Source organism: Yinghuangia sp. YIM S10712, from assembly GCF_051388935.1.
GTDB lineage: Bacteria > Actinomycetota > Actinomycetes > Streptomycetales > Streptomycetaceae > Yinghuangia.
The window spans coordinates 21,440-40,771 of record NZ_JBPKBI010000023.1; the positions used below are offsets into that span (position 1 = coordinate 21,440).

General features: G+C 70.5%; 12 protein-coding genes. 5 read left to right on the top strand and 7 right to left on the bottom strand.

Features of this window, described 5'->3' with window-relative positions:
• Positions 1 to 32: 32 nt before the first annotated feature.
• The 5 genes from ACRX5W_RS29485 to ACRX5W_RS29505 all read right to left on the bottom strand — a co-directional run bounded on the left by ACRX5W_RS29485 (position 33) and on the right by ACRX5W_RS29505 (position 3,999).
• The gene (locus ACRX5W_RS29485) at positions 33 to 1,532 is read right to left on the bottom strand and encodes a DEAD/DEAH box helicase (RefSeq protein WP_436791415.1); all 1,500 of its coding nucleotides are present in this window, start codon (positions 1,530 to 1,532) and stop codon (positions 33 to 35) included.
• A 265-nt stretch (positions 1,533 to 1,797) separates the two neighbouring features.
• Complete coding sequence (locus ACRX5W_RS29490; RefSeq protein WP_436791416.1) at positions 1,798 to 2,001, bottom strand: cold-shock protein; 204 nt, start codon at positions 1,999 to 2,001, stop codon at positions 1,798 to 1,800.
• Between the two features lie 496 nt (positions 2,002 to 2,497).
• Complete coding sequence (locus tag ACRX5W_RS29495) at positions 2,498 to 3,010, bottom strand: metallophosphoesterase family protein (RefSeq protein WP_436791417.1); 513 nt, start codon at positions 3,008 to 3,010, stop codon at positions 2,498 to 2,500.
• A gap of 112 nt (positions 3,011 to 3,122) precedes the next feature.
• Complete coding sequence (locus ACRX5W_RS29500) at positions 3,123 to 3,413, bottom strand: hypothetical protein (RefSeq protein ID WP_436791418.1); 291 nt, start codon at positions 3,411 to 3,413, stop codon at positions 3,123 to 3,125.
• Positions 3,414 to 3,561: 148 nt separating this feature from the next.
• Positions 3,562 to 3,999, bottom strand: a complete 438-nt coding sequence (locus ACRX5W_RS29505) for a hypothetical protein (protein ID WP_436791419.1) — start codon at positions 3,997 to 3,999, stop codon at positions 3,562 to 3,564.
• 273 nt (positions 4,000 to 4,272) lie between these two features.
• On the opposite strand from ACRX5W_RS29505, the gene ACRX5W_RS29510 reads away from it, so the two are divergent.
• Positions 4,273 to 4,767, top strand: coding sequence for a sigma-70 family RNA polymerase sigma factor (locus ACRX5W_RS29510; RefSeq protein ID WP_436791420.1), 495 nt, complete (start codon positions 4,273 to 4,275; stop codon positions 4,765 to 4,767).
• 6 nt (positions 4,768 to 4,773) lie between these two features.
• Here ACRX5W_RS29510 and ACRX5W_RS29515 read toward each other — a convergent pair whose 3' ends face one another.
• Positions 4,774 to 7,791 carry a right-handed parallel beta-helix repeat-containing protein gene (locus ACRX5W_RS29515; RefSeq protein WP_436791421.1) on the bottom strand — a complete coding sequence of 1,006 codons (3,018 nt, stop codon included), beginning with the start codon at positions 7,789 to 7,791 and terminating at the stop codon, positions 4,774 to 4,776.
• Complete coding sequence (locus ACRX5W_RS29520; RefSeq protein ID WP_436791422.1) at positions 7,788 to 16,349, bottom strand: hypothetical protein; 8,562 nt, start codon at positions 16,347 to 16,349, stop codon at positions 7,788 to 7,790. Before ACRX5W_RS29520 ends, ACRX5W_RS29515 begins: the two co-directional genes overlap by 4 nt.
• A gap of 179 nt (positions 16,350 to 16,528) precedes the next feature.
• Between ACRX5W_RS29520 and ACRX5W_RS29525 the strand changes: the two genes are divergently transcribed.
• The 4 genes from ACRX5W_RS29525 (at position 16,529) to ACRX5W_RS29540 (ending at position 19,326) form a co-directional block, all read left to right on the top strand.
• Positions 16,529 to 17,458, top strand: coding sequence for a serine/arginine repetitive matrix protein 2 (locus ACRX5W_RS29525; protein WP_436791423.1), 930 nt, complete (start codon positions 16,529 to 16,531; stop codon positions 17,456 to 17,458).
• Between the two features lie 83 nt (positions 17,459 to 17,541).
• Positions 17,542 to 17,853: a hypothetical protein gene (locus ACRX5W_RS29530; protein WP_436791424.1), complete on the top strand. Its 312-nt coding sequence runs from the start codon at positions 17,542 to 17,544 to the stop codon at positions 17,851 to 17,853.
• A gap of 99 nt (positions 17,854 to 17,952) precedes the next feature.
• Entirely contained in the window at positions 17,953 to 18,297 is a 345-nt protein-coding gene (locus tag ACRX5W_RS29535; RefSeq protein ID WP_436791425.1) for a WXG100 family type VII secretion target, read from the top strand.
• 60 nt (positions 18,298 to 18,357) lie between these two features.
• Entirely contained in the window at positions 18,358 to 19,326 is a 969-nt protein-coding gene (locus tag ACRX5W_RS29540) for a ricin-type beta-trefoil lectin domain protein (RefSeq protein WP_436791426.1), read from the top strand.
• Positions 19,327 to 19,332 lie beyond the last annotated feature (6 nt).

Consider the following 19,332-nt stretch of genomic DNA (forward strand, 5'->3'; position numbering starts at 1 on the left):
CGCCTTGTGCGCGAGGGACCCTGACGCGGCGGTCAGGCCGCGGTGCCCGGCGGTGTCCGGCGGCGGCGCGGGGCGTTGTGCGCGCCGGTGTTCGGTGCGTTGGATCGGCGCGGTCGCCGGCCGCGGCGGTCGCCGGACGATCCTCCCGGGCGCCGCACGGTTTCGGTCTCGGCCTCGGGTGCGCTGATGGTCACCGGGATCCCCGAGGGGACCCGGGCGCCGGTGATCCGGCTCAGCTCCGAGTCGCCGACGCGTACCCGGGTGGTCTGCGGAGTGATGCCGGCGTGCGACATCAGACGGCTGAACTCCCTGCGCTGCTCGGGCAGTACGAGCGTCACCACGCTGCCCGACCCGCCCGCACGGGCGGTGCGGCCCCCGCGGTGCAGGTAGTCCTTGACATCACCGGGCGGGTCGACGTTGACGACCAGGCCGAGGTCATCGACATGGATGCCGCGCGCCGCGACGTTCGTCGCGACCAGCACCGACACGTGGCCCGTCTTGAAGTGGCCCAGCGTCCGTGTGCGCTGCGGCTGCGACTTGCCGCCGTGCAGCGCGGCAGCGCGGACACCGCTCCGCAGCAGGTGCCGGGTCAGCTTGTCGACCGCGTGCTTGGTGTCGAGGAACATGATCACCTGGCCGTCGCGCGCCGCGATGTGCGTCGCCGCGTCGTGCTTTTCGCCGCTTTGGATGTGCAGGACGTGGTGCTCCATCGTGGTGACCGCAGCCGCCGAGGGATCCACGGAATGCACGACGGGGTCGTGCAAATACCGGGTCACCAGGCGGTCGACGTTGCTGTCGAGCGTCGCCGAGAACAGCATGCGCTGCCCGGCGGCCGGGATCATGTCGAGCAGCTTGGTCACCTGCGGCATGAAGCCCATGTCGGCCATCTGGTCCGCCTCGTCCAGGACGGTCACCGCGACCTCGTCCAGACGGCAGTCCCCGCGCTCGACGAGGTCGGTCAGCCGCCCCGGCGTGGCCACGACCACGTCCGCGCCGTCGCGCAGCGCGCGGGCCTGTCGCGCGATCGGCATGCCGCCGACCACGGTCGCCAGTCGCAGCCGCACCGAACGCGCGTACGGGGCCAGCGCGTCGGTGACCTGCTGTGCCAACTCCCGGGTCGGAACCAGGACGAGCGCCCTCGGCTGCCGAGCTTCGGCACGCCGGCCGGCCGTACGCGCCAGCAGCGCCAGGCCGAAGGCCAGAGTCTTGCCCGAGCCGGTGCGTCCGCGCCCGAGAACATCGCGTCCCGTCAGCGAGTTCGGCAGCGTCGCCGCCTGGATCGGGAACGGAACCGCGATCCCTTCGGCCCGGAGCGCGGCGATCAGCGGTGCCGGCATGTCCATGTCGGCGAACGCCGCGACCGGGGGAAGAGCGGGCGTCACGGTCGCCGGAAGCGCGAACTCCCGTTGCCGGGGCACGGATGCGGTACGGCGGGGCCCGCCGCCGTCCGACGCGCGCCTGCCGGCGCTCTTGCGGCCTTGCTCGGGCCAACTGCGGTTATGTCGTGAAGGGGTACGGCGTGGGCGATTCATGGAATACCTCTCGACGCGGCGCGTACCGAGGAACCCGAGCAGCGCCGGAACGCGGCACCGCGAATCGCAAGAACGAGCCGATGAATGGAATGCGGTCCGGTCGAAACCGAACCGTGTGAAAGCGAACCGCGGGTGCCCCGGCGATCAGGGCCTGTCCGCTGCGCGAGCCCGCTGGAACGCAGCGTGCCGGCGGTAAAACACCATCGAGCCGACCGCCCGCCCCCGAAGGTGCGGGCAACCGACTCGATGGCAATGGCGAAAGGCGTCAGGAGGGGACGATGTTCTCCGCCTGCGGGCCCTTCTGGCCCTGCGTGACGTCGAAGGTCACCGTCTGACCCTCGTGGAGCTCGCGGAACCCCTGGGCGGCGATGTTCGAGTAGTGCGCGAAGACGTCAGGGCCGCCGCCGTCCTGCGCGATGAAACCGAAGCCCTTTTCCGCGTTGAACCACTTCACGGTGCCGGTGGCCATGTCAAATCCCCTTCGGAGCGTTGCCCGGAGCCCGCACTGCGCGAGCCCCGCATCGCGGCGCAATGATTGGCCCGTCCGAAATCATCCGGAGACACGAAAGCGCACCTGCCGACCCTCAAGAGTCGCCACGTGCGCCCAAGATCTTGGCAAACCACAGAACTGCAACTGCTGGGAAGCCTAGCACGCCGAGGGGGTGAGGCGGCGAGCCGAAAGAACATCCGCACGCGTCCCGGCTTCCGGCCCGCCGCAGTTGGCCGTGCACCGACATGGCGGCCGGCTCGAAAACCGAACGGGGGCGTCGATTCGATGAGGAACAGGCCGGTGCGCGACGTGGGCGCGATCGGCTCATTCGTTCTGGCACTGCCGGCCACGGGGCGCTTGCACCAGGAACGGCATCTGCATCTTCGCCTCGGTCCCCTGACGTCTTCGGTCGGTGGTGGCCGGTCGATGCGGCGCCTCGGCGTTTTCTTCTTGCCGGCGGTGAGTTGACGGCGCGTCACGTGGACCGCTCAACGGTGACGAGGTGTACGGCTGTGAGGGTCCCGTCTGTTGCCTCGGCGGTCATGTAGGTGGGGTGCGGTTGGCGACGGCGGTCTGTGGGGGAGCCGGGGTTGAGGAGGCGGAGGCCTCGGGGGGCCGTGGTGTCCCACGGGATGTGGCTGTGGCCGAAGACGAGGAGGTCGGTGTCCGGAAACCGGGCGGCGCAACGGCGTTCGCGGCCGGAGGCCGGGCCGGTCTCGTGGACGACGGCCATGCGGAGGCCGCCGATGTCCGCGTGCGCGACCTCGGGCAGACGGGCGCGGAGCGCGGGGCCGTCGTTGTTGCCGTGGACGGCGACGAGTTGCCGGGCTCGCGACTGGAAGAGGTCGAGTGTGGCCTCGTCCACCCAGTCGCCCGCGTGGACGACCACGTCGGCGGCGTCGATCGCGTCGAGGAGTGCCGAGGGCAGGCCTCGGGCGCGCTGTGGCACGTGGGTGTCCGAGGTGAGCAGGAGACGGGTCGTGGTCATGGCGTCCCCGAGGGGGTGAGGCGGTGGGGGCGGGGGGTTGCCTGCGGCGCGACGCAGCGGGCCCGCGTCCGGGGCGCGGGGCCGACGGTGGACCCTGTGGCGGCAAGCGCGGTCAGCGGGACAGGCGTTGGCGCAGTTCGTCGAGGTAGTCGTCGTACGCGGCGGCCACGTCCTCCAGGTCGATCATCGGCGGGAGGTCGAACAGCGGCTGGTGGTCGAGGAGGAACGCCGTCGTCTCGTGGACGACGCGTTGCTCGGCGTCCTCGCCGGCGCCGAGTTCCCGCATGATGCCGGGGGAGGCGCGCACTTGCGGTTCGGCGGTCTGCGTGCCGCTGCTGATGGCGACCAAGTACTCGTGGTCGCCGAGCGGTTCGATCCGGAAGTGGACTACGGAATCAGACATATCGGCACTGTAACCGGCTCCCGGCGATCGTGCGGCCCTCGCGCGGACTCAGGCGGCTCTGCCTTCCGAGCCGGTTTGATCGGGCCGTTCGCAGGGTTGGGCCTCCCAGGGGGCTGGGTGTGGCTGTCAGGCGGCTGTCAGTCGGCTGTCAGGCGGCGGCCAGGACGGCGGAACCCAGGGCGACGAGCAGCAGGACTTTCACGATCTCCGCGGCGACGTAGTAAAGGTGCGCTCGGGAGCGGCGGAGCGCCGGGTCTTCGCCGGCGAGCACGGCGTTGGAACGTTTGTTCAGTCCCGGGCGAATGAAGGCGAGCTGGCCGAACAACACGGCGACCGCCGCCGCGGTGAGTACGACGACCGCCGTCGAGGGCCCGCCGGTGGCGACCGCGGCGATCACGGCGACCGCAAGGACGGCCTCGGCGATGTTGAGCGCCCTGAACACGATGCGGCCGATACCGAGCCCGATGGGGATCGTCACGCCGGGCGCCCGGAACTTCAGCGGCGCTTCGAGAAACGAGATCCCGAGCACCATTCCGAGCCAGACGAAGGTCACGGCGCCGGCGACGGCGGCGGATGTCGAGTCCATCGAGGAGTCTCCTCACGGGTCCGGAGGGCGGTGGCCCGGGCTGGGCCGACTTGGGGCGCAGCGGCTGCGTCCGTACGGATGGGACGCCGCCGCGGTTCAATCCGACACCGAGAGTTTCCCTGAATTCACCTTTGCGGGGCGCTTGCACGCAACGTCACGTCGCTACGTTCCGAACGGTTGGGACGCGCCGAACGAACGGGGCTGGACGTGGCGGAGGACGTGGCTGTTGCGTGCGCTGAGCGCGGTCGTCATGCCGGCAGCGGGGGGGACGCGGTGAAGATCGTCGAGTCGCTGTACCGGGACTACCGGGCACCGCTGCTGGCCTACTGCCTGAACTTGACCGCCGGGGACCGGCATTGGGCGGAGGACGTCGTGCAGGAGACGATGCTGCGCGCATGGCGGCAGGCCGCCGGGCTGGACGCGAGCGTGCCGTCGATGATGCCGTGGCTGTCGACCGTGGCGCGCCGCATCGTGATAGACGAGTATCGCGCGCGCAGCGTTCGACCGCAGGAAGTCAACCCGGAGCCACTGGAGTTCATGCCAGGCCGCGACCACGTCGAGTCGATGCTGCGCAGCCTGGTGGTCACCGAGGCGGTGCGCGCACTGTCGCCGACGCACCGCGAGGTCGTGGTCGAGACGGTGCTGCGCGACCGCAGCATCAAGGAGGTCGCCGCGGACCTGAACATCCCGGCCGGGACGGTGAAGTCCCGTGTCCACTACGCCGTTCGGGCGCTTCGGGCGATGCTGGCCAAGGCCGCCGCGGGCTGAGGCGGGTCACACCTGCGCGGCCAACCGGGGTATGTCCTCCTCGTCCAGCACGATGAGTTGGCGCTCGTCGGCGTTGGTGAGTTCGGCGATGCGGATGGCTTGAGTCTCCGTCATCTGCTGGAAAACCTGGCGCGCGGTACGGCCGTTGCCGAACTGCACGTTGCGCGGCATCGATTCGAAGAGCTCGCCGAGCGACTTCCGTGCCGCCGTGCTCAGTTCGTACTGGTGCCGGTTCGCGTGGTGCTCGACGATGCGCACGAGTTCGTCGGCGCTGTAGTCGGCGAACAGCAGGCTCCGGGTGAACCGGGACGACAGACCGGGGTTCGACGCGATGAACCGGTCCATGTCGCCCGGATAGCCGGCCGCGATGACCACGACCTCGTCGCGGTGGTCCTCCATGAGCTTCACCAGCGTCGCGATCGCCTCGCCGCCGAAGTCGTTCGCCATGCCCGCGGGCACCAGGGCGTACGCCTCGTCGATGAACAGCACGCCGCCTCGTGCCCGGTTGAACGACTCCGTGGTCTTCGGCGCGGTGTGCCCGACGTACTCGCCGACCAGCGCGCTGCGGTCGACCTCGACCAAGTGGCCGCGTTCCAGCAGCCCGAGGGCCTTGAGCAGCCGCCCGTACAGCCGCGCGACGGTGGTCTTGCCGGTGCCCGGGTTGCCCGCGAACACGAGGTGGCGGCTGAGCGGCGGCGCGGGCAGCCCGGCGTCCTGGCGCATGCGCACGGTCTGCATCAGTTTGACCATGCCGCCGACTTCGCGCTTGACGCCGTCCAGGCCGACCAGCTCGCCGAGTTCGTTCAGCAGGTCGTCGAGCGTCTCCGGTTCCGGGCCCGGCACGCCGAGTTCGGCGACGTCGGTGTCCGGCAGGCCGGGAGGCGGCGCCGCGGCCTTCCCCGGCCCGCCTGTACCCGCCGGAGCGGTCGGCCGCGGGCCGGGCGCGGGCGGTGTCGCGGAAGGAGCCGCGACCGACGGCAGCACGGCCGTCTCGACCCGCACCGCGACGCAGTCCTCGAAAGACGGCGACGCCCCTTCGGCGAAGCCGACATCGGTCGCGCAGTCGAAGACCCGGCAGCCGACGAACCGGGGCGTCGCCTCGCGGCCGACGTGCAGTGCGGGGAACGCGCTGCCCGTCACGTCGCAGTGGTCGAACACACCGTCCGCGCCGTTGCCCAGCACGATGCCGTTCTTGGCGGTTCCGGCGATCCGCAGGCCGTGCGCCTCGCATGTCGCGCCGTGCCCGACGACCAGGCCGCTGCCGCCGGTCCGCGTCACCGAACCGCCGCGCACCGCCACGCGCGCACCGGACTCCGCGACCACCCCGGCCCCGCCCACATCGGCCACCGACAGCCCGGTGAGGACGGCAGGTGCGTGTTCGCCCACCTCGACGCCGCTTTTGCGCTGCCCGGCCACCGCCGACTCGGTCACGTCGCACTCGTGTGCCGACCGCAGCCGTACGCCCGTCTCACCGCCGTCGACGCGTGATCCGCGCATCGACAACCGCCCCTGGTCCGCGACGTCGATACCGCACATGCGCACGTCCGCGAACGCGCTGTCGGCGATCTCCGCCGACGCCGCGTCCACCACCGCCACCGCGTGCTCGTTGCCGCCCGGCACCCGCACACCCGTCAGCACCGCGGCGGACCGGTCGGCGAGATGGATCGCCGAATAGCCGCTGCGCAGCAGAACGGTGTCGGCCATGTGCACGCCCGCGTCGCCCAGCGCGACCAGGCCGTTCGCTGCGGGGTCGGCGATCCGGCAGCGCCGCACGTCGAGCGCGGCGCTGCCCGCGGCCACGAGCGCGCTGCCGCCCGTGTCCGCGATGCGGCAGTCGCGCAGCTCGGTGCGGGCCTCGTGGTCCACCTCGACACCCGACCCGGCCACCGCGTCCACCCGGCAGTCGTCCAACTCGGCGTACGCCGCGTCCTGCACCAGCACACCGTTGCGGCCCGCGCCGCACACGACCGAATCGCGCAGCAGCAACCGGGAGCCGCCGCGTACGCGCAGCGCCGAACCGGACGTCTTGCGTACCCGCAGCCGCTCGCCGAGCAGCACCGCGTGCCCCGACAACGCGACGCCGAGGCCGTCGACCGACTCGATCAGCGTGTCCTCGCATCGGGCGAGGGCGTCGCCGTCGACGTGCACGGCCGCGTGATGGGCGCCGTGCAGACGGGAGTTGCGCACGACGAGCACTCCGCCGCCCGCGGGGTCGCGCAGCGCGGACGCGAGGTCGTCGTCGACGCGGAGGGCGGGGACGACGGGCGAGCCGTGACCGGGCAGGCTGCCGCGGGTTGCCGATGCGACGCCTGCCGGTCCCGCGCCGACGCCGGGCGGCAGCTGCGTCACCACGCCGCCCACGACGCCGACGGTGTCGGCGGAAGCGGCGGACCCACCGAAGTCGCCGGCCCCGGGGGCCGATCCGGCCCCGAAGCCGGGCGCCGGGCCGAGGCGGGTTTCCCCACGGGCAGCCGATGTCGCGCTCCCCTCGGGCTGGAAGCCGAGTGTGTTTCCGGCCCGGCCCTGGCCCGACCCGGGCCCGGGCGTGGCGGCCGACGCCGTCCGGAAGCCGCCGCCCGCGCCGGAAGGGGACCCGATGCCGGTGACGGCCCCCGCCGCCGCCCCCCGCGCGGCGCCCGTCCACGCCCCCGCCCCGGACCCGCGTACCTCCACGCGCCCGTGGCCGACGACGCAGTCGTCCAGTGTCAGCCCCGCCGCGTCGGCGACCCGCACCACCGGCTCGGTCGGGTCCGCACCGCGCAACGCCAGGCCGGACACGACGCAGTCGGGCGCTGTGACGGTCAGCGTGACGCCTCCCGGCGAACGGACCGTGACCGAGCCGGTCCCGTGCTCGGGCCGCAGCGTGACGCGGCGTTCCAGGCGCAGGGCTTCCGTGTAGTCGCCCGCTGCGATGAGCACCGTCGCACCGGCCGGCGCCGCCGCGACGGCCGCCGCGATGCTGCGGTACGCGCCGCGGCCCTTGGCGGCCACGTGCACGACGGGGCCGCTCGCGAAGTCGCTCAAGGTGTTGCTCCGTTCGCAGGGGGCGGAGGAGGCGCAGGCGGCGGTGTGGGGGGTCCGTTGCGGATATGCGGGATCGTCCAGTTGAGGACCTGGAAGTTCATGAAGAGGTTCGTGAACGACTTCTCGGCCAGCTTGCCGAGACCGCCCATGATGAAGATGTCCGCCGGCCCCTGCCGGTGGATCCACCGGCCGTTGATGTTCTGCTGGACGAGCGTGCGCGCCGCGCCGACACTCAGCCCGTTGATGAGGCCGCCGAGCGCGTAGCCGAGCCCGGCGAGCAGGGCGTCGGTGCCCTTGAGCTTGACGGTGTTGCCGTTCTTGTCCTTGATTCCGAAGATCGCCGATCCGGCCGAGCCGTTGAGGAACGCGGACAAGGTGCCGCCGACCACCGTGGTGACGGCGTAGTCGTACGTGCCTGCCCGCCAGCGCTGGACGCGCTCGAAGCCGCCGAACTCGTTGTTCCAACTGTGGTCGTCCGGGCGGAACCCGGCCGGCTTGCCGTCGTCCGCGTTGCCGGCGTGGAGCTTCCACGGGCCTCCGCGTTTGCTGAGCATGTGAGCGGCGGAGATGCCGCTCTTGACGCCCGCGCTCATGGTCGCACCGAACATCGCACGCAGAACGTCCATGCCGGTGAACGGAGTTCCGGTGACCGCCGCGACGATGCCGAAGACGACGAGGTTCAACACGAAGTCGAGGAGCCACTCCTGACCGAACTCGATGGCCAGGGCCTGGAGCCCCTTCCCGGTGTACGTCGCGTCCATGGCCGCGCCTTCGACCGACGGCCCCCAGTCCCAGCGGTTCGCCTCGCGGCCCATGCGTCCGAAGCCGCGGTACTCGTTGAGGACGTCGACGAAGTTCGTCTCGCGGCCGACGAGTGTGCTCGATCCGTTCGGGGAGACGTCGGAGATGTAGCCGGCGATCGAGCGGTCGGTCGTCACGGTCACGCCGTCCGGCGCGTACTGGCGCCAGTGGTCGTTCCAGAACGAGCGCTCCAGGAACGTGCCGTTGGTCAGCCGGATCTTGTCGTGGACGACCATGCCGTTGTCGAACTCGCGCCAGGTGTGCGGGACCGCACTGCCCGGCGTGGCCTCGAACTCGCGGATGCGCCACGGCGCGTCGGAGAAGAAGGTGCGGATCGCGCCGGTCTCCGGCCGGGGCGGGATCTGCTGGATCGGCCGGTGGTTCTCGCTCGCGATGTCGTCCGACCAGCGGGCCATCGGCTGCCAGCGGTCGAGCACATTGTTGTCGGCGTCGAACCAGTGGCGTACGCGGTCCGGGCCGCCGGTGCCGAACTCCATGATGTTGCCGTGCCGGTCGATCTTGTTCCACTGCCAGATCTCGGCACCGGTGACGGGGTCCCGGCTGACCATCCACGCGTCGACGCTGGTGCCGTTCGACAACGCGCGGTGGTCGCGGATCAGGCGGCCGTCCATGCCGAAGTCCTGGTACGACTCCCGGTCGAAGCCCCACGGGGTGATGTCGCGGTTGAAGTTGGTGATCCGCCGGCCGGTGATGTGGTGGTTGTCGGCGTTGCGCCACATGAGGTCACGGGAACCCGGCGCGCCTTGCTGTTCGATGCGCAGCGGGCGGCTGCCATGCGGGTTCGGCCAGGTGTCCTGGCGCCCGATGAGGTTGCCCTGGTGATCGAAGCGGCTCCAATCACCGTTCCCCGCATGCCAGTTCTGCCGGAACTGCGCGGTGCCGCTCCCGGCTGCGGCGCCGGGACGCGACGCGGGGGTGGGCCGGTAGTCGATCACCGATCCGTCGTCGAGGCCGGTCCGGACGACGTGCCAGGTCCTGCCCGGTGTGGGGCTGTACCAGTCGGCGTCACCGAGGTTCGTGTGGACGCGGTCCTGCCAGATGATCCGGTTGGTCCCGACGCCGGGCGTGGCGACGAAGTCCGCCTGGGTGAACGTGCGGTGGCCGCGCGGGTTGCCGGTGCCCTCGGAGAACGGCAGGTAGTCGCCCTGCCTCTGCACGCCCCCCGGGAGCGCGACGTCGCCCACCTTCAGCGTGTTGCCGCTCGGCAGCACCCTGACCTCGCGGACGAGGTTCCCTGCCTGGTTGATGTCGAACGTCGACTTCACCATGTTGGTGAACCGCACCCCGGAGTCGGCGAGCCCGCCGGGCCCCGTCGAATCCCACTTGGCGACCTGGAGCCTGTTGTCCTTCGCGAACCACGGGAAGTGGCTCATGTCGGTGTTGCGCACGTGGCTGCTCATCATCCATCGGTACGAGGTCGGTGGGCGCTGCTCGGCGAACCGCTGGACGGTCAGGAAGCCGTCGCCGCTCCCCAGCGTTTCGCCGCTGCCCTGGACCTTGCCCTCGGGGGTGACGGACTTGTAGCCGGGGCCGGGGATTCCCTTGGCGTCGAAGTCCAGTGCCATGTAGCGGCGTACGTCGTGCACGCTGAGCTGGAACCGACCGAACTTCTCGTGTACGACGATGTGTTGGCCGGTCAGGGGGTGGTTCATGCTGTCCGTCCAGCCGCGTCCCGGGCCCCAGTTGCGGGTGCCCTGGGCGATCTCCCGGAACTGTGCGTCGAAGCGGTGCCAGGTGCCGGAGCCGAACGACTGGGTGAGCGGCAGGTTCCGCAGCGGTGTGAGCACGTGCCCGCCGTCGGGGTTCGCCTGGAAGTGGCGTATGCGCTTGTCGAGGCCGTTGACGGTCGCCACGTCGAAGTAGGCGCGCGTGCTCTCACCCCAGTTGCGCCGCCCGTGTTGGACGAGGGTGCCGTCGGCACGGAACTCCGACCACACCCCGCGCTGGTTGAAGTAGTGGAAGGCACCCACGATGGACGGGTCGTGGTGCGCGTCCAGCAGGTTCCCGCCGGGCAGCGGGCGGCGTTCGAAAATGCTCGCCTTCGAGTGCCCGGTCAGGTGCACGCGACCGGATCCGGCTCCCTTCATGTCGACGAGGCCGCCGTCGAACCACTTCTCGGTGCCGCCGGGGGCGGCGATCGCGTTGCCGTGTGCGTCGAACCTCGCGACCTTCCACGTGGCCGTTCCGCCGGCGGGGTAGCTGACCTCGAAGTGCCGGTCGGGCATGAGCCGGCCCTTGTGCACGATGTTGATCCGCTGGAACTCGATGGTGCCGCTCGCGCTGTACAGCTTGAACTCGTTCTGCCGCAGGCCGCCGGGACCGTCGACCCGGTAGCCCGGGCTGCCGTCCGTGCGCACCTGGACCGTGCTGCCCGGCCCGTTCACCTGGGTGAGGTGCCCGTCGCGCAGGCGCAGGTTGCCCGGGGTGATCTCCAGGTAGTGGACGCGGGAGGCGTCGGAGAAGTTGGCGGTGTCGGACAGTCGCACGGTGTCGTACACGTGGTTGCCCGCCTGGTCGGTGACGCGGAACACGCCGCTGCCCGGCGTGGGAGCCACCGTGAACTCCAGGCGGTTGGTGCCGTCGAACAGCCGGAATCCGCCGATGTTGTCCGCGACTCGGAAACCGCCGCCCGGGCGCGGCGTCACCGACATGCCGTCGATCCGCGCGAGGTTGGCGTCGACGAGCTCGTGGGCGCCGCCCGCGTGTATCCGGACACTGTCGGCGATCGGGGTTCCGGTGCCGTCGGCCAGGCGCACGGTGCGGAACTCGAAGGCACCGTCCCAGCGGTACCGGGACACCGTTGTCGTACTGGTGACCTGGAACGAACCGTCCGGCCGGACCGTGACAGCGCTGGGCGAAGGCCTCCCGTCGAGGGCGTGGACGGTCGGACCGCCCGGGGCCGCGCCGGCGTGCGCGGTGGCGTTGTGCGGCGTGAAAACCAACTGGCCGCTGGTGTGCCCGTCGGCGCCGCGCAGCGCGACGACCGAGTGGGTGAAGTCGCCGTGCGGGCCGACCACGATGTGGTGGCCGCCGTTCTCGATGCGGAACCCGCCGCCGGGCCGCCCGGTCAACGGCGTGACATGTGCTCCGGGCACGTCGGCGAACGTCGTCGACACCAAAGTCGTGCCGTGTGCGTCCGTGCGGATGAAATGGGCGCCGATCGGGGCGCCTTGCACCGGGACGAAGGTGTGCCGGTACGCCCCGCCGCGCCCGTACACGTGGATGGCGTTGTGCGCGTCGGTGATGCGGAGCTCGGTGCCGACCTGGTTGACGGTGACGGTGGTGTCGGGTGTGCCGGTGTTGTCGCGGGGGTGGGGGAGCGGGTTGGTGGGATTGCCGGGCGGTGCGAAGACGTGGCTGTTGGCGTGGGGTCCGCCGGTGAGGGTGGTGACGTCATGGGTGTGGACGCCGGCGTTGTCGACGATGAAGTGGTGGGCCGGCGTCGGCCCGACGGCGGGATGGTCGATGCGGTGGCCGTTGACGGCGCCGGCGTTGTCGAGTTGGTCGACGACGCTGCTCCCGGGGACGATCGTCCCGTCGGCATGGGCGAGTTGGGGTGCGCCGCCGCCACCGTCCGGGAGCCGGACGAACCCGCCGGGGACGTTGCCCGCTCCGATCGGCAGCGCGTTGTGGGAGAACGCGCCCTGCCCGGTGTGGACCGCCACACGCGGACCCGCTCCGGGCGTCGTGACGTGCAACGTGCCCGCGACATGGCGGACGCCGAGTGTCGTGTCGGGTGTGCCGGCGTTGTCGCGCGGGTGGGGGAGCGGGTTGTCGGCGTTGCCGGGCGGTGTGAAGACGTGGCGGCTGGGGTTGGGGCCGCCGGTGAGAGTGGTGGCGTCGTGGGTGTGGACGCCGGCGGTGTCGACGACGTGGTGTCCGCCGGGGTGTTCGATGCGGTAGCCGTTGATCGCGCCGGCGTTGTCGAGTTGGTTGACGACGCTGCTGTTCGGGACGATCGTCCCGTCCGCGTGGCTGAGCCCGGGCAGGCCGCCGCCGTGCGGGAGCCGGACGAACCCGCCGGGGAGGTTGTTGACCGCGGCCGGGAGCGCGGTGTGGGAGAACGCGCCCTGCCCGGTGTACACCGCGACCTGCGGTCCGGTTCCGGTCTGCTGTACGTGGTAGACGGGGTTGGTGCTCGCCGGCGCGGTGACCGTGCCGCGCGGGACCAGCGCGGTGGAGTCGACGAGGGTGAGCCCGCCGCCTCCGTGCGGGGTGAGGACGAACACGTCCAGGGCGTTGCCGCTGTCGACGAGTTGCAGGCCGTCGGCGGTCGGGCGGCCGGTGGCGGGGTTGTAGAGCTGGAAGCCGCCGGCGGTGGGGATGTTGATGCCGGCGTTGTCGAAGCGGATCGTGTTTCCGCCTGCGACGGCGAGGTCTTGGCCGTTGCCGTCCTGGTGCCGGATGACGCCCACCAGGTTGTCGTTGCCGTCGACGTCGAACCTGATGTTCGTGTTGGGAAACTGCCCGCCGGAGAGGTTGAACTGCCGCTCGGTGTTGACGAGTTGGTGACCCCCGCCGTTGACGCTGAAGTCCCAGCGCCGGATTTCCACGCCGCCCACAACGTCGTGCTCGACGCGTACCAGGTCGGTGCCGTCGGGTGCCCGGACGGTCTGCACCCGGATCTGCGGCGTTCCGGGCCCGCCCGTCGAACTCAGGGCGCCGACATGGCCGTTGCTGTCGGCGAAGCGGACCTCCACCTGCGCGCCGGGCAGGCCCGGGACGTTGAACGTGTGCGGCGGCGGAGTCGGCGCCGGTGCGTGGTTGGGCGGCGCGACCTGGGACGAGCCGCCTGGGACGACGGTGAGGCCCGTCGTCCCGGTCTTGTAGGTGTCGAGCGCGAAGGCCTGCCCGGGGTTCGGTCCGGTCACCTGGTTGTCGATCGTCTGGCGGTCGAGCAGCGGGTGGTTGTCGGCGGCGCTGAGGTGGTAGTCCCAGCGCTGGATCGCGCCGTTCGGGAGCGTCTGTTCGATGCGCAGGACGTCCATGGCGCCGGCGCCGGGACTGCTGCCGCCGACGCCGTTGCCGCCCGGGTTGACGCGGACGTACGACGCCTGGAGGTTGTGGGTGAGGGACGCGTTCCCGGTGATCTGGATGTCGAGCACCCGCCCTGGGGTGAGGCTCGGGCTGACCGCGACCCGGACGCCGTCCAGTCCCGGGACCGAGGTGAACGTGTGCTGCATGTTCAGCGATGAGCCGGTGTGCGCGAAGACGATGTAGTCCTGCCGGAAGCTCGGAACGAAGCCGTTCGTCCACGCCGGCACGTGTGCGTCGCCGCCCCCGGTCGCGTGGACGTCGAGCCCTTGCACGGGCGGCGCGGCAAGGGTGTCCGCGGGCTTGAGCGACGCGAGCAGGTCGGAGAGCAGGGCGGGCACGTGGTCGCCGGTCGCGGGATGCGCGCCGGTGCTGTTGGACGGCGTGACGTCGACCGAGCCCGTGTGTCCCGTCTGCGTGATGGGGACAGAGGTGATGCCCTGGACGTTGACGAACGACCCGTTGACGCCGGCCTGCGGGGGTGCCGCGGTCAGGTCGACATGACCGAGCGAAGGCATGTCCACGACGGAGGCGTTCGCGTTCGGGAGCACGCCCAGGTTCTCGGATGTCAGCGAAGTATTCGGTCCAGGGCGGGCGTTCAGGTCCACCGCCGGGGCCATCTGCACGTTCGGCGTGCCGCCCGGGGTCATGTTCGGGGTCACGTTGGCGGTGAGACCGGTGTTCAGTTGCGGAAGGTTCACGTGGCCGATGCCGCCCAGGCCGGCCATCGACAGGTCGCCGGTGGCCGGCATGTCCACGGGCCGGGCGTTCAGGCCCGTCAGGTCGGTGTGCGCCGTGATCTCGCCGCCGGTCGCGGTCGGCATGTCCGAGGTCCCGAGGTGCCCGAGTGTCTGGTGCTGCGGCATGGCGGCGTTCATGCTGCCGGGCACGTCCACGATTTGCGTGTTCACGTCCGGCATGTGCGTCAGCCCCGGAGCAAGCGCGGTGTCGGCGTTCGACAGGCCGGTGAGGTTGACGTGGCCGAGAGACTGCGGAATCGCCCCGAGGCCGGACATGTCGAACTTCATCGCGCCGGCGGGGTTGAACGCGCCCAGGCCGCCCAACTTGGCCAGGTCCACGGCGGGGGACCCGAGCACCGGCAGGTCGGTGATCTGGGCACTGGTCCCGGGGATGTTGAACACTCCCGCGAGGTTGCCGCCCTTCTCGCCGAAGAAGACTGTCAGCGAGGGCATGTTGATGGTCGGGAAGTTCACCGACAAGGCGCCCGGGTTGAACGAGAGGTGGGGGCTGGGCATGTTGGTCAGCCCGCCGCCCGGGTTGACCGGGCCGAAGGACCCGAGCGAGGGGCCGCCGCCGAGCCCGCCCAGATTCACGTGCGGCGTGAACTTGCCGAAGTCCATGGGCCCGATGAGCGTTCCGGCATTCAGGTCGAGGTTCTTGAAGCCCGCGCCGCCGATGTTGACCAGGTCCAGCCCGTTCCCGCCGGGCCCGAAGGCCGAGAACCCGCCGCCCGCGACGCCCGAGATCTTGCTGCCCATGCCGATGAACTTGCCGTTGGAGAAGGCGCCGTACCGGTACAGCCCGAAGATGCCCCGGTCGATGAAGCCGATCCGGAACGCCAACGCGAGCCCTTGGCCCATCTCGTCGGCCGCGACCGGCAGGAACAGCCGCAGACCCTTGAAGCCGCTGAGGCCGCCCGCGACCCAACTCCCGAACGCGCGAATGCCGTTCAGGCCGACGATCACATTGCGCAGCCCCAGGAACATTCTCGCGCCGGCGATGTTGATGACTGTCAACTCGGTGCCGAGGGGGAAGAACTTCAGTGCGCTCAGCCCGCCGGCCCCGCCGAAGTTGCCCAGGGCGGGCCCGAAGCGCAGGTTCTTCAAGCTGCCGGTCAACCAGGCGTTCGTGGCCTTGAACGCGTCGTCGATGCCGAGGTTCATGCGCCAGAACAGGCCGAACGAGTTGGCGCCGCCGGTGAAGAGGTTCTTGGTCCCGGCAAGGCCCTTGCCGGACAGACCCTTGATGCCCTTCCACAGGTTGCCCAGGTGGAGGCCCTTCGTGGTGGGTGCGATCACGCCCAGGATGCCCAACACCAGCGCGGTGACGCTGCCCTTGCCCTGCGCGAAGTCCACCGCGGCCTTGATCATCAACGCGACGTTGAGGGCGAGGCTGAGCAGTGCGAGCGGCCCGCCGACGATGATCGCCGGGATGATCAGGATGATCGCGATCCAGCTCAGGGCCTTCCAGAACTCCTCGCACTCGTCCACCGGCGACGCGATCGAGGTCGACGCCTCGGAGAGCACCGTCTCCAGCGCGCTCGCCGCGGTCTCCAGGATGCCCTTGGCGTCCTCCGCGGTCGCCTTGTGCGCGGCCCGTCCTTCCTCGTCGTCCTCGGCCAGCGCCGCGGCGCGGGTCAGCGCGGCGTCCGCGCGACGCTGCTGCTCGCGCATCACGCCGGCGTACGTGATCATCGCGGTTCGGACGTTCTCGTGAGCCGTTTTGAACGTCGTGATGTAGTTGCGCAGCCGCTCGTCGATGATCTTGCGCAGTGCTTCCGCGGTCTTGCCCACGAACACGCCGTCCGTGGTCTTCATGACCTCGTCCAGGCCGGACGTGATCGTCGTGGCGAGGTCGATGAGGTCCTTCTGGGAAGCGACCACGCGGTCGAGGCGGTCCGCGTCGCCCGGAGTCGGATCGCCGCCGAGGTCCAGCGCACTCCAGTCACCCGGGCGGGCCATCCGGCGAACACCTCTCTCCGTACGGGCGGTTCGTGGCGCGGCCCGCGGCGGCCGGGCCTGACCTGATCTACGGCCCGGATCACGTCGAGGTTCAACTGCCCTGCGGGGAAAATGATTTGAACCCGTACCGGTGAGCCGTACGTACAGAAACGGAGACCACGGAACCGGGAGGGCGACGCGTGCCCGATTTCTCGATCGACTACTCGACGCTGTACAACGTCCAGGCCCAGATGAAGAAGCTGGCCGAACAGGCCGCCAGCGGCGGCGCCACCGGCGCGTTCAAGGAGCTCGGTGACGCCAACTCCGGTGAGCGCACGGCCGCGTTGGGCACGTCGGGGCTGTCGTACGAGTTCAACCTCTTCTACCACCACTCCAAGTCGCGCACCGAGAGCGCCAAGGAAGGGCTCGAAAAGCTCTCCGAGTCGTTCAAGGCCGTGTCCGACATCTTCTTCGACGCGGACGCCAACATCTCCAGCGCGGCAGGGCTGATGGGGAACAGCGTCGGGCTGAGCGACTGGAAGAGCGACAAGGCCGCGTACGACAACTGGGTCGCCGACAAGGCGGAGTGGGACGCGTACCTGGAGAGCATCGGCGCCACCGAGTGGTTCGCCCAGCACCCGGACGAGACCAGTATCCGCGCCGTCTGCCACGCCGACGACGCGCCTCCGTGGTGTGCGAACTGGAACGAGGACAAGCCGTTCCCGATGCATCCGGGTGACGCGCCCGAGAAGCCCGGTCCGCCGCCGACCAGTTACCACTTCGAGGACGAGAACGGGACGATCGACGTCAAGATCGAACTCGACAAGGACGACAACGTCATCAAGGAGACGTCGACCATCACCAACCCGGAGGGCCAGACGTTCACGACGGAGACCGTCTACAACGGTCCGCCGCAGATGATCGACCCGCCGGGCGACGCCGAGCCTTACGACGTTCGCGACTACACGATCACCACGACGTCCGCGGACGGGACCAAGTCGACCGCGACCGTGACCATCAACGAGGACGGCTCCGGGACGATGGTCACCGTCGACGGCGAGGAAAAGGTGACGTCCACGCGTTCGGGGCCCGACGCGGATTGGGTCGAGACCGGACGCGAAGAACTGTGAACCCCTGACACACGCGGCGCCCGCCAACCGTGCCGCACACCCGCCGGCCCCACCGAAAACCCGAACCGACAAGGGAGTTCCCCGTGGCCCCCAACATCAGCCTGACCTACGCCGAGATCGAGCGAGTCTCCAACCTCCTCGACACCAGCGTCGACGTCACCCTCGTGCCGCGCATGAAGGAGGCGAAGACCGAGGTGGAGACGCTGCTCGACAACAATCTCGTCCTGGTCCACGCCAGCCCCGCGCTCAAGGACCAGTACGGGAAGTTCAGCGCCTCCCTGATCGCCGCGACGGACGCGATCAAGGGCTACGCGACGCAGTTCCGCAAGATCAAGGAGTCCGTCGAGGACATGGACAAGGACATCGCCGACAAGGTCAACAGCAGCGGCCAGTAAGGCGCCTGCCCCGCCGCGTCACCACCGCTCCACCGTCCGCACCACAGCCCTTCGCGGCCTTCCGCCGCTTTCGACACCCGAGTTCCCGAGGAGCACGCCATGGCCGCCGGTTCCGACGTCCTCATCGACTACGACGCCATCGCGACGACCGCGACCACGATGGCCAACAAACTCTCCGACATATCCAACGAGTTGAAGAACCTGGAGGACACCGTCAGCGGACTGCTCCAGGAAGGCCTTGTCTTCGAGAAGGCCAGCCCGGCCCTACAGGAGGCGTACCAGCAGTTCAGCACGCAGATGAAGACGTCGGCCAACAACATCCAGGCGTACGCCGACAACTTCAAGGGCATCGCGACGTCGATCGCCGAGTCGGACGAGAAGATGATGGCGGAGATCCGCAAGGCGACCGCCGAAGCCGCGGCCGAGGCCGCCCAGAACCAGTAGCCGCCCACGACTTCCGGGGCGCGGCCGACCGCGCCCCGACGGCACGACTTACGGAGTCCCGTGTCGAACAACAGCAACAGACCGCCTTCGTTCGCGCAGGCGTTCGCCCGGCAGCCCGGCACGCCGCGGCGCGGCCTTGTCCCCGGCCGCCGCGTGTGGGGCACGGTCACCTGCACCGCGGCGGTGGTGACCGCGTGCATCGTGGTGCCGCCACTGGTCGCGGGGGCCCTGTCGGACGACAAGGACGCAGCGGCGCCCGTCGCGGTCGCCGTACAGGCTCCCGCCCCGGACACCGCGGCGGCGTCGCCTGGCCCGGTGCCGGACACGGGGGCGGTCGTCCCGCCGGACCCGACCACGGCGTCGGCCTCCGCCTCGGCCGGCGAACCGCCGGCCGCGCCGCCACCGCAACAGCCGTCCGCACAAGGGCAGTCCGCTCCCGGAGCGTCGGCCGTGCCCGGGCCACCGGCGACCACAGCCGGGGCCGTGCCGCCGCCCGTGAGCAAGACGACCCCCAAGACCACGACCCCGCCGCCCGCGGCGCAGCAACCTCCGGCGGCCCGGCAACCCGCCGCGCCGCCCGCCCCGGCCGCACCCGCGGCGCCGGCCGCGCAGCCGGTCCAACAGCCTGTGCAACAACCCCCGCCCGCGCCGGCGGTGCCCGGCAACCCGCTGGTCAACCCGCACTCCGGGAAATGCCTCAGCGGATCGGCCGGTTCCGACGGCACGCACCTGATCCTGTGGTCCTGCAACGGCAACGTGAACCAGAAATGGGACTTCGCGTCGGACGGCACGGTCCGCACCAAGGGCCTGTGCATGGATGCCGCGTGGGGCAGCCACGAAGACGGCACGATCATCCAACTGGCGTACTGTAGCGGCAATCCCGCGCAGCAGTTCATCCTCCGCAACGGCCAGCTGATTTTCGAGCCGGCCAACAAATGCGTCGACATCGTGGGCGGCTACAACGACGGCCAGGCCATCAAACTGTGGACCTGCAACGGCGGCGCCAACCAACGCTGGAAGCAGGGTTAGGAGAAC

What these genes read in the sequence shown, in the direction of transcription:
- ACRX5W_RS29485 (WP_436791415.1), bottom strand. Translation starts at nt 1,532, where the DNA reads ATGAATCGCCCACGCCGTACCCCTTCACGACATAACCGCAGTTGGCCC.
- ACRX5W_RS29490 (WP_436791416.1), bottom strand. Translation starts at nt 2,001, where the DNA reads ATGGCCACCGGCACCGTGAAGTGGTTCAACGCGGAAAAGGGCTTCGGT.
- ACRX5W_RS29495 (WP_436791417.1), bottom strand. Translation starts at nt 3,010, where the DNA reads ATGACCACGACCCGTCTCCTGCTCACCTCGGACACCCACGTGCCACAG.
- ACRX5W_RS29500 (WP_436791418.1), bottom strand. Translation starts at nt 3,413, where the DNA reads ATGTCTGATTCCGTAGTCCACTTCCGGATCGAACCGCTCGGCGACCAC.
- ACRX5W_RS29505 (WP_436791419.1), bottom strand. Translation starts at nt 3,999, where the DNA reads ATGGACTCGACATCCGCCGCCGTCGCCGGCGCCGTGACCTTCGTCTGG.
- ACRX5W_RS29520 (WP_436791422.1), bottom strand. Translation starts at nt 16,349, where the DNA reads ATGGCCCGCCCGGGTGACTGGAGTGCGCTGGACCTCGGCGGCGATCCG.
- ACRX5W_RS29535 (WP_436791425.1), top strand. Translation starts at nt 17,953, where the DNA reads ATGGCCGCCGGTTCCGACGTCCTCATCGACTACGACGCCATCGCGACG.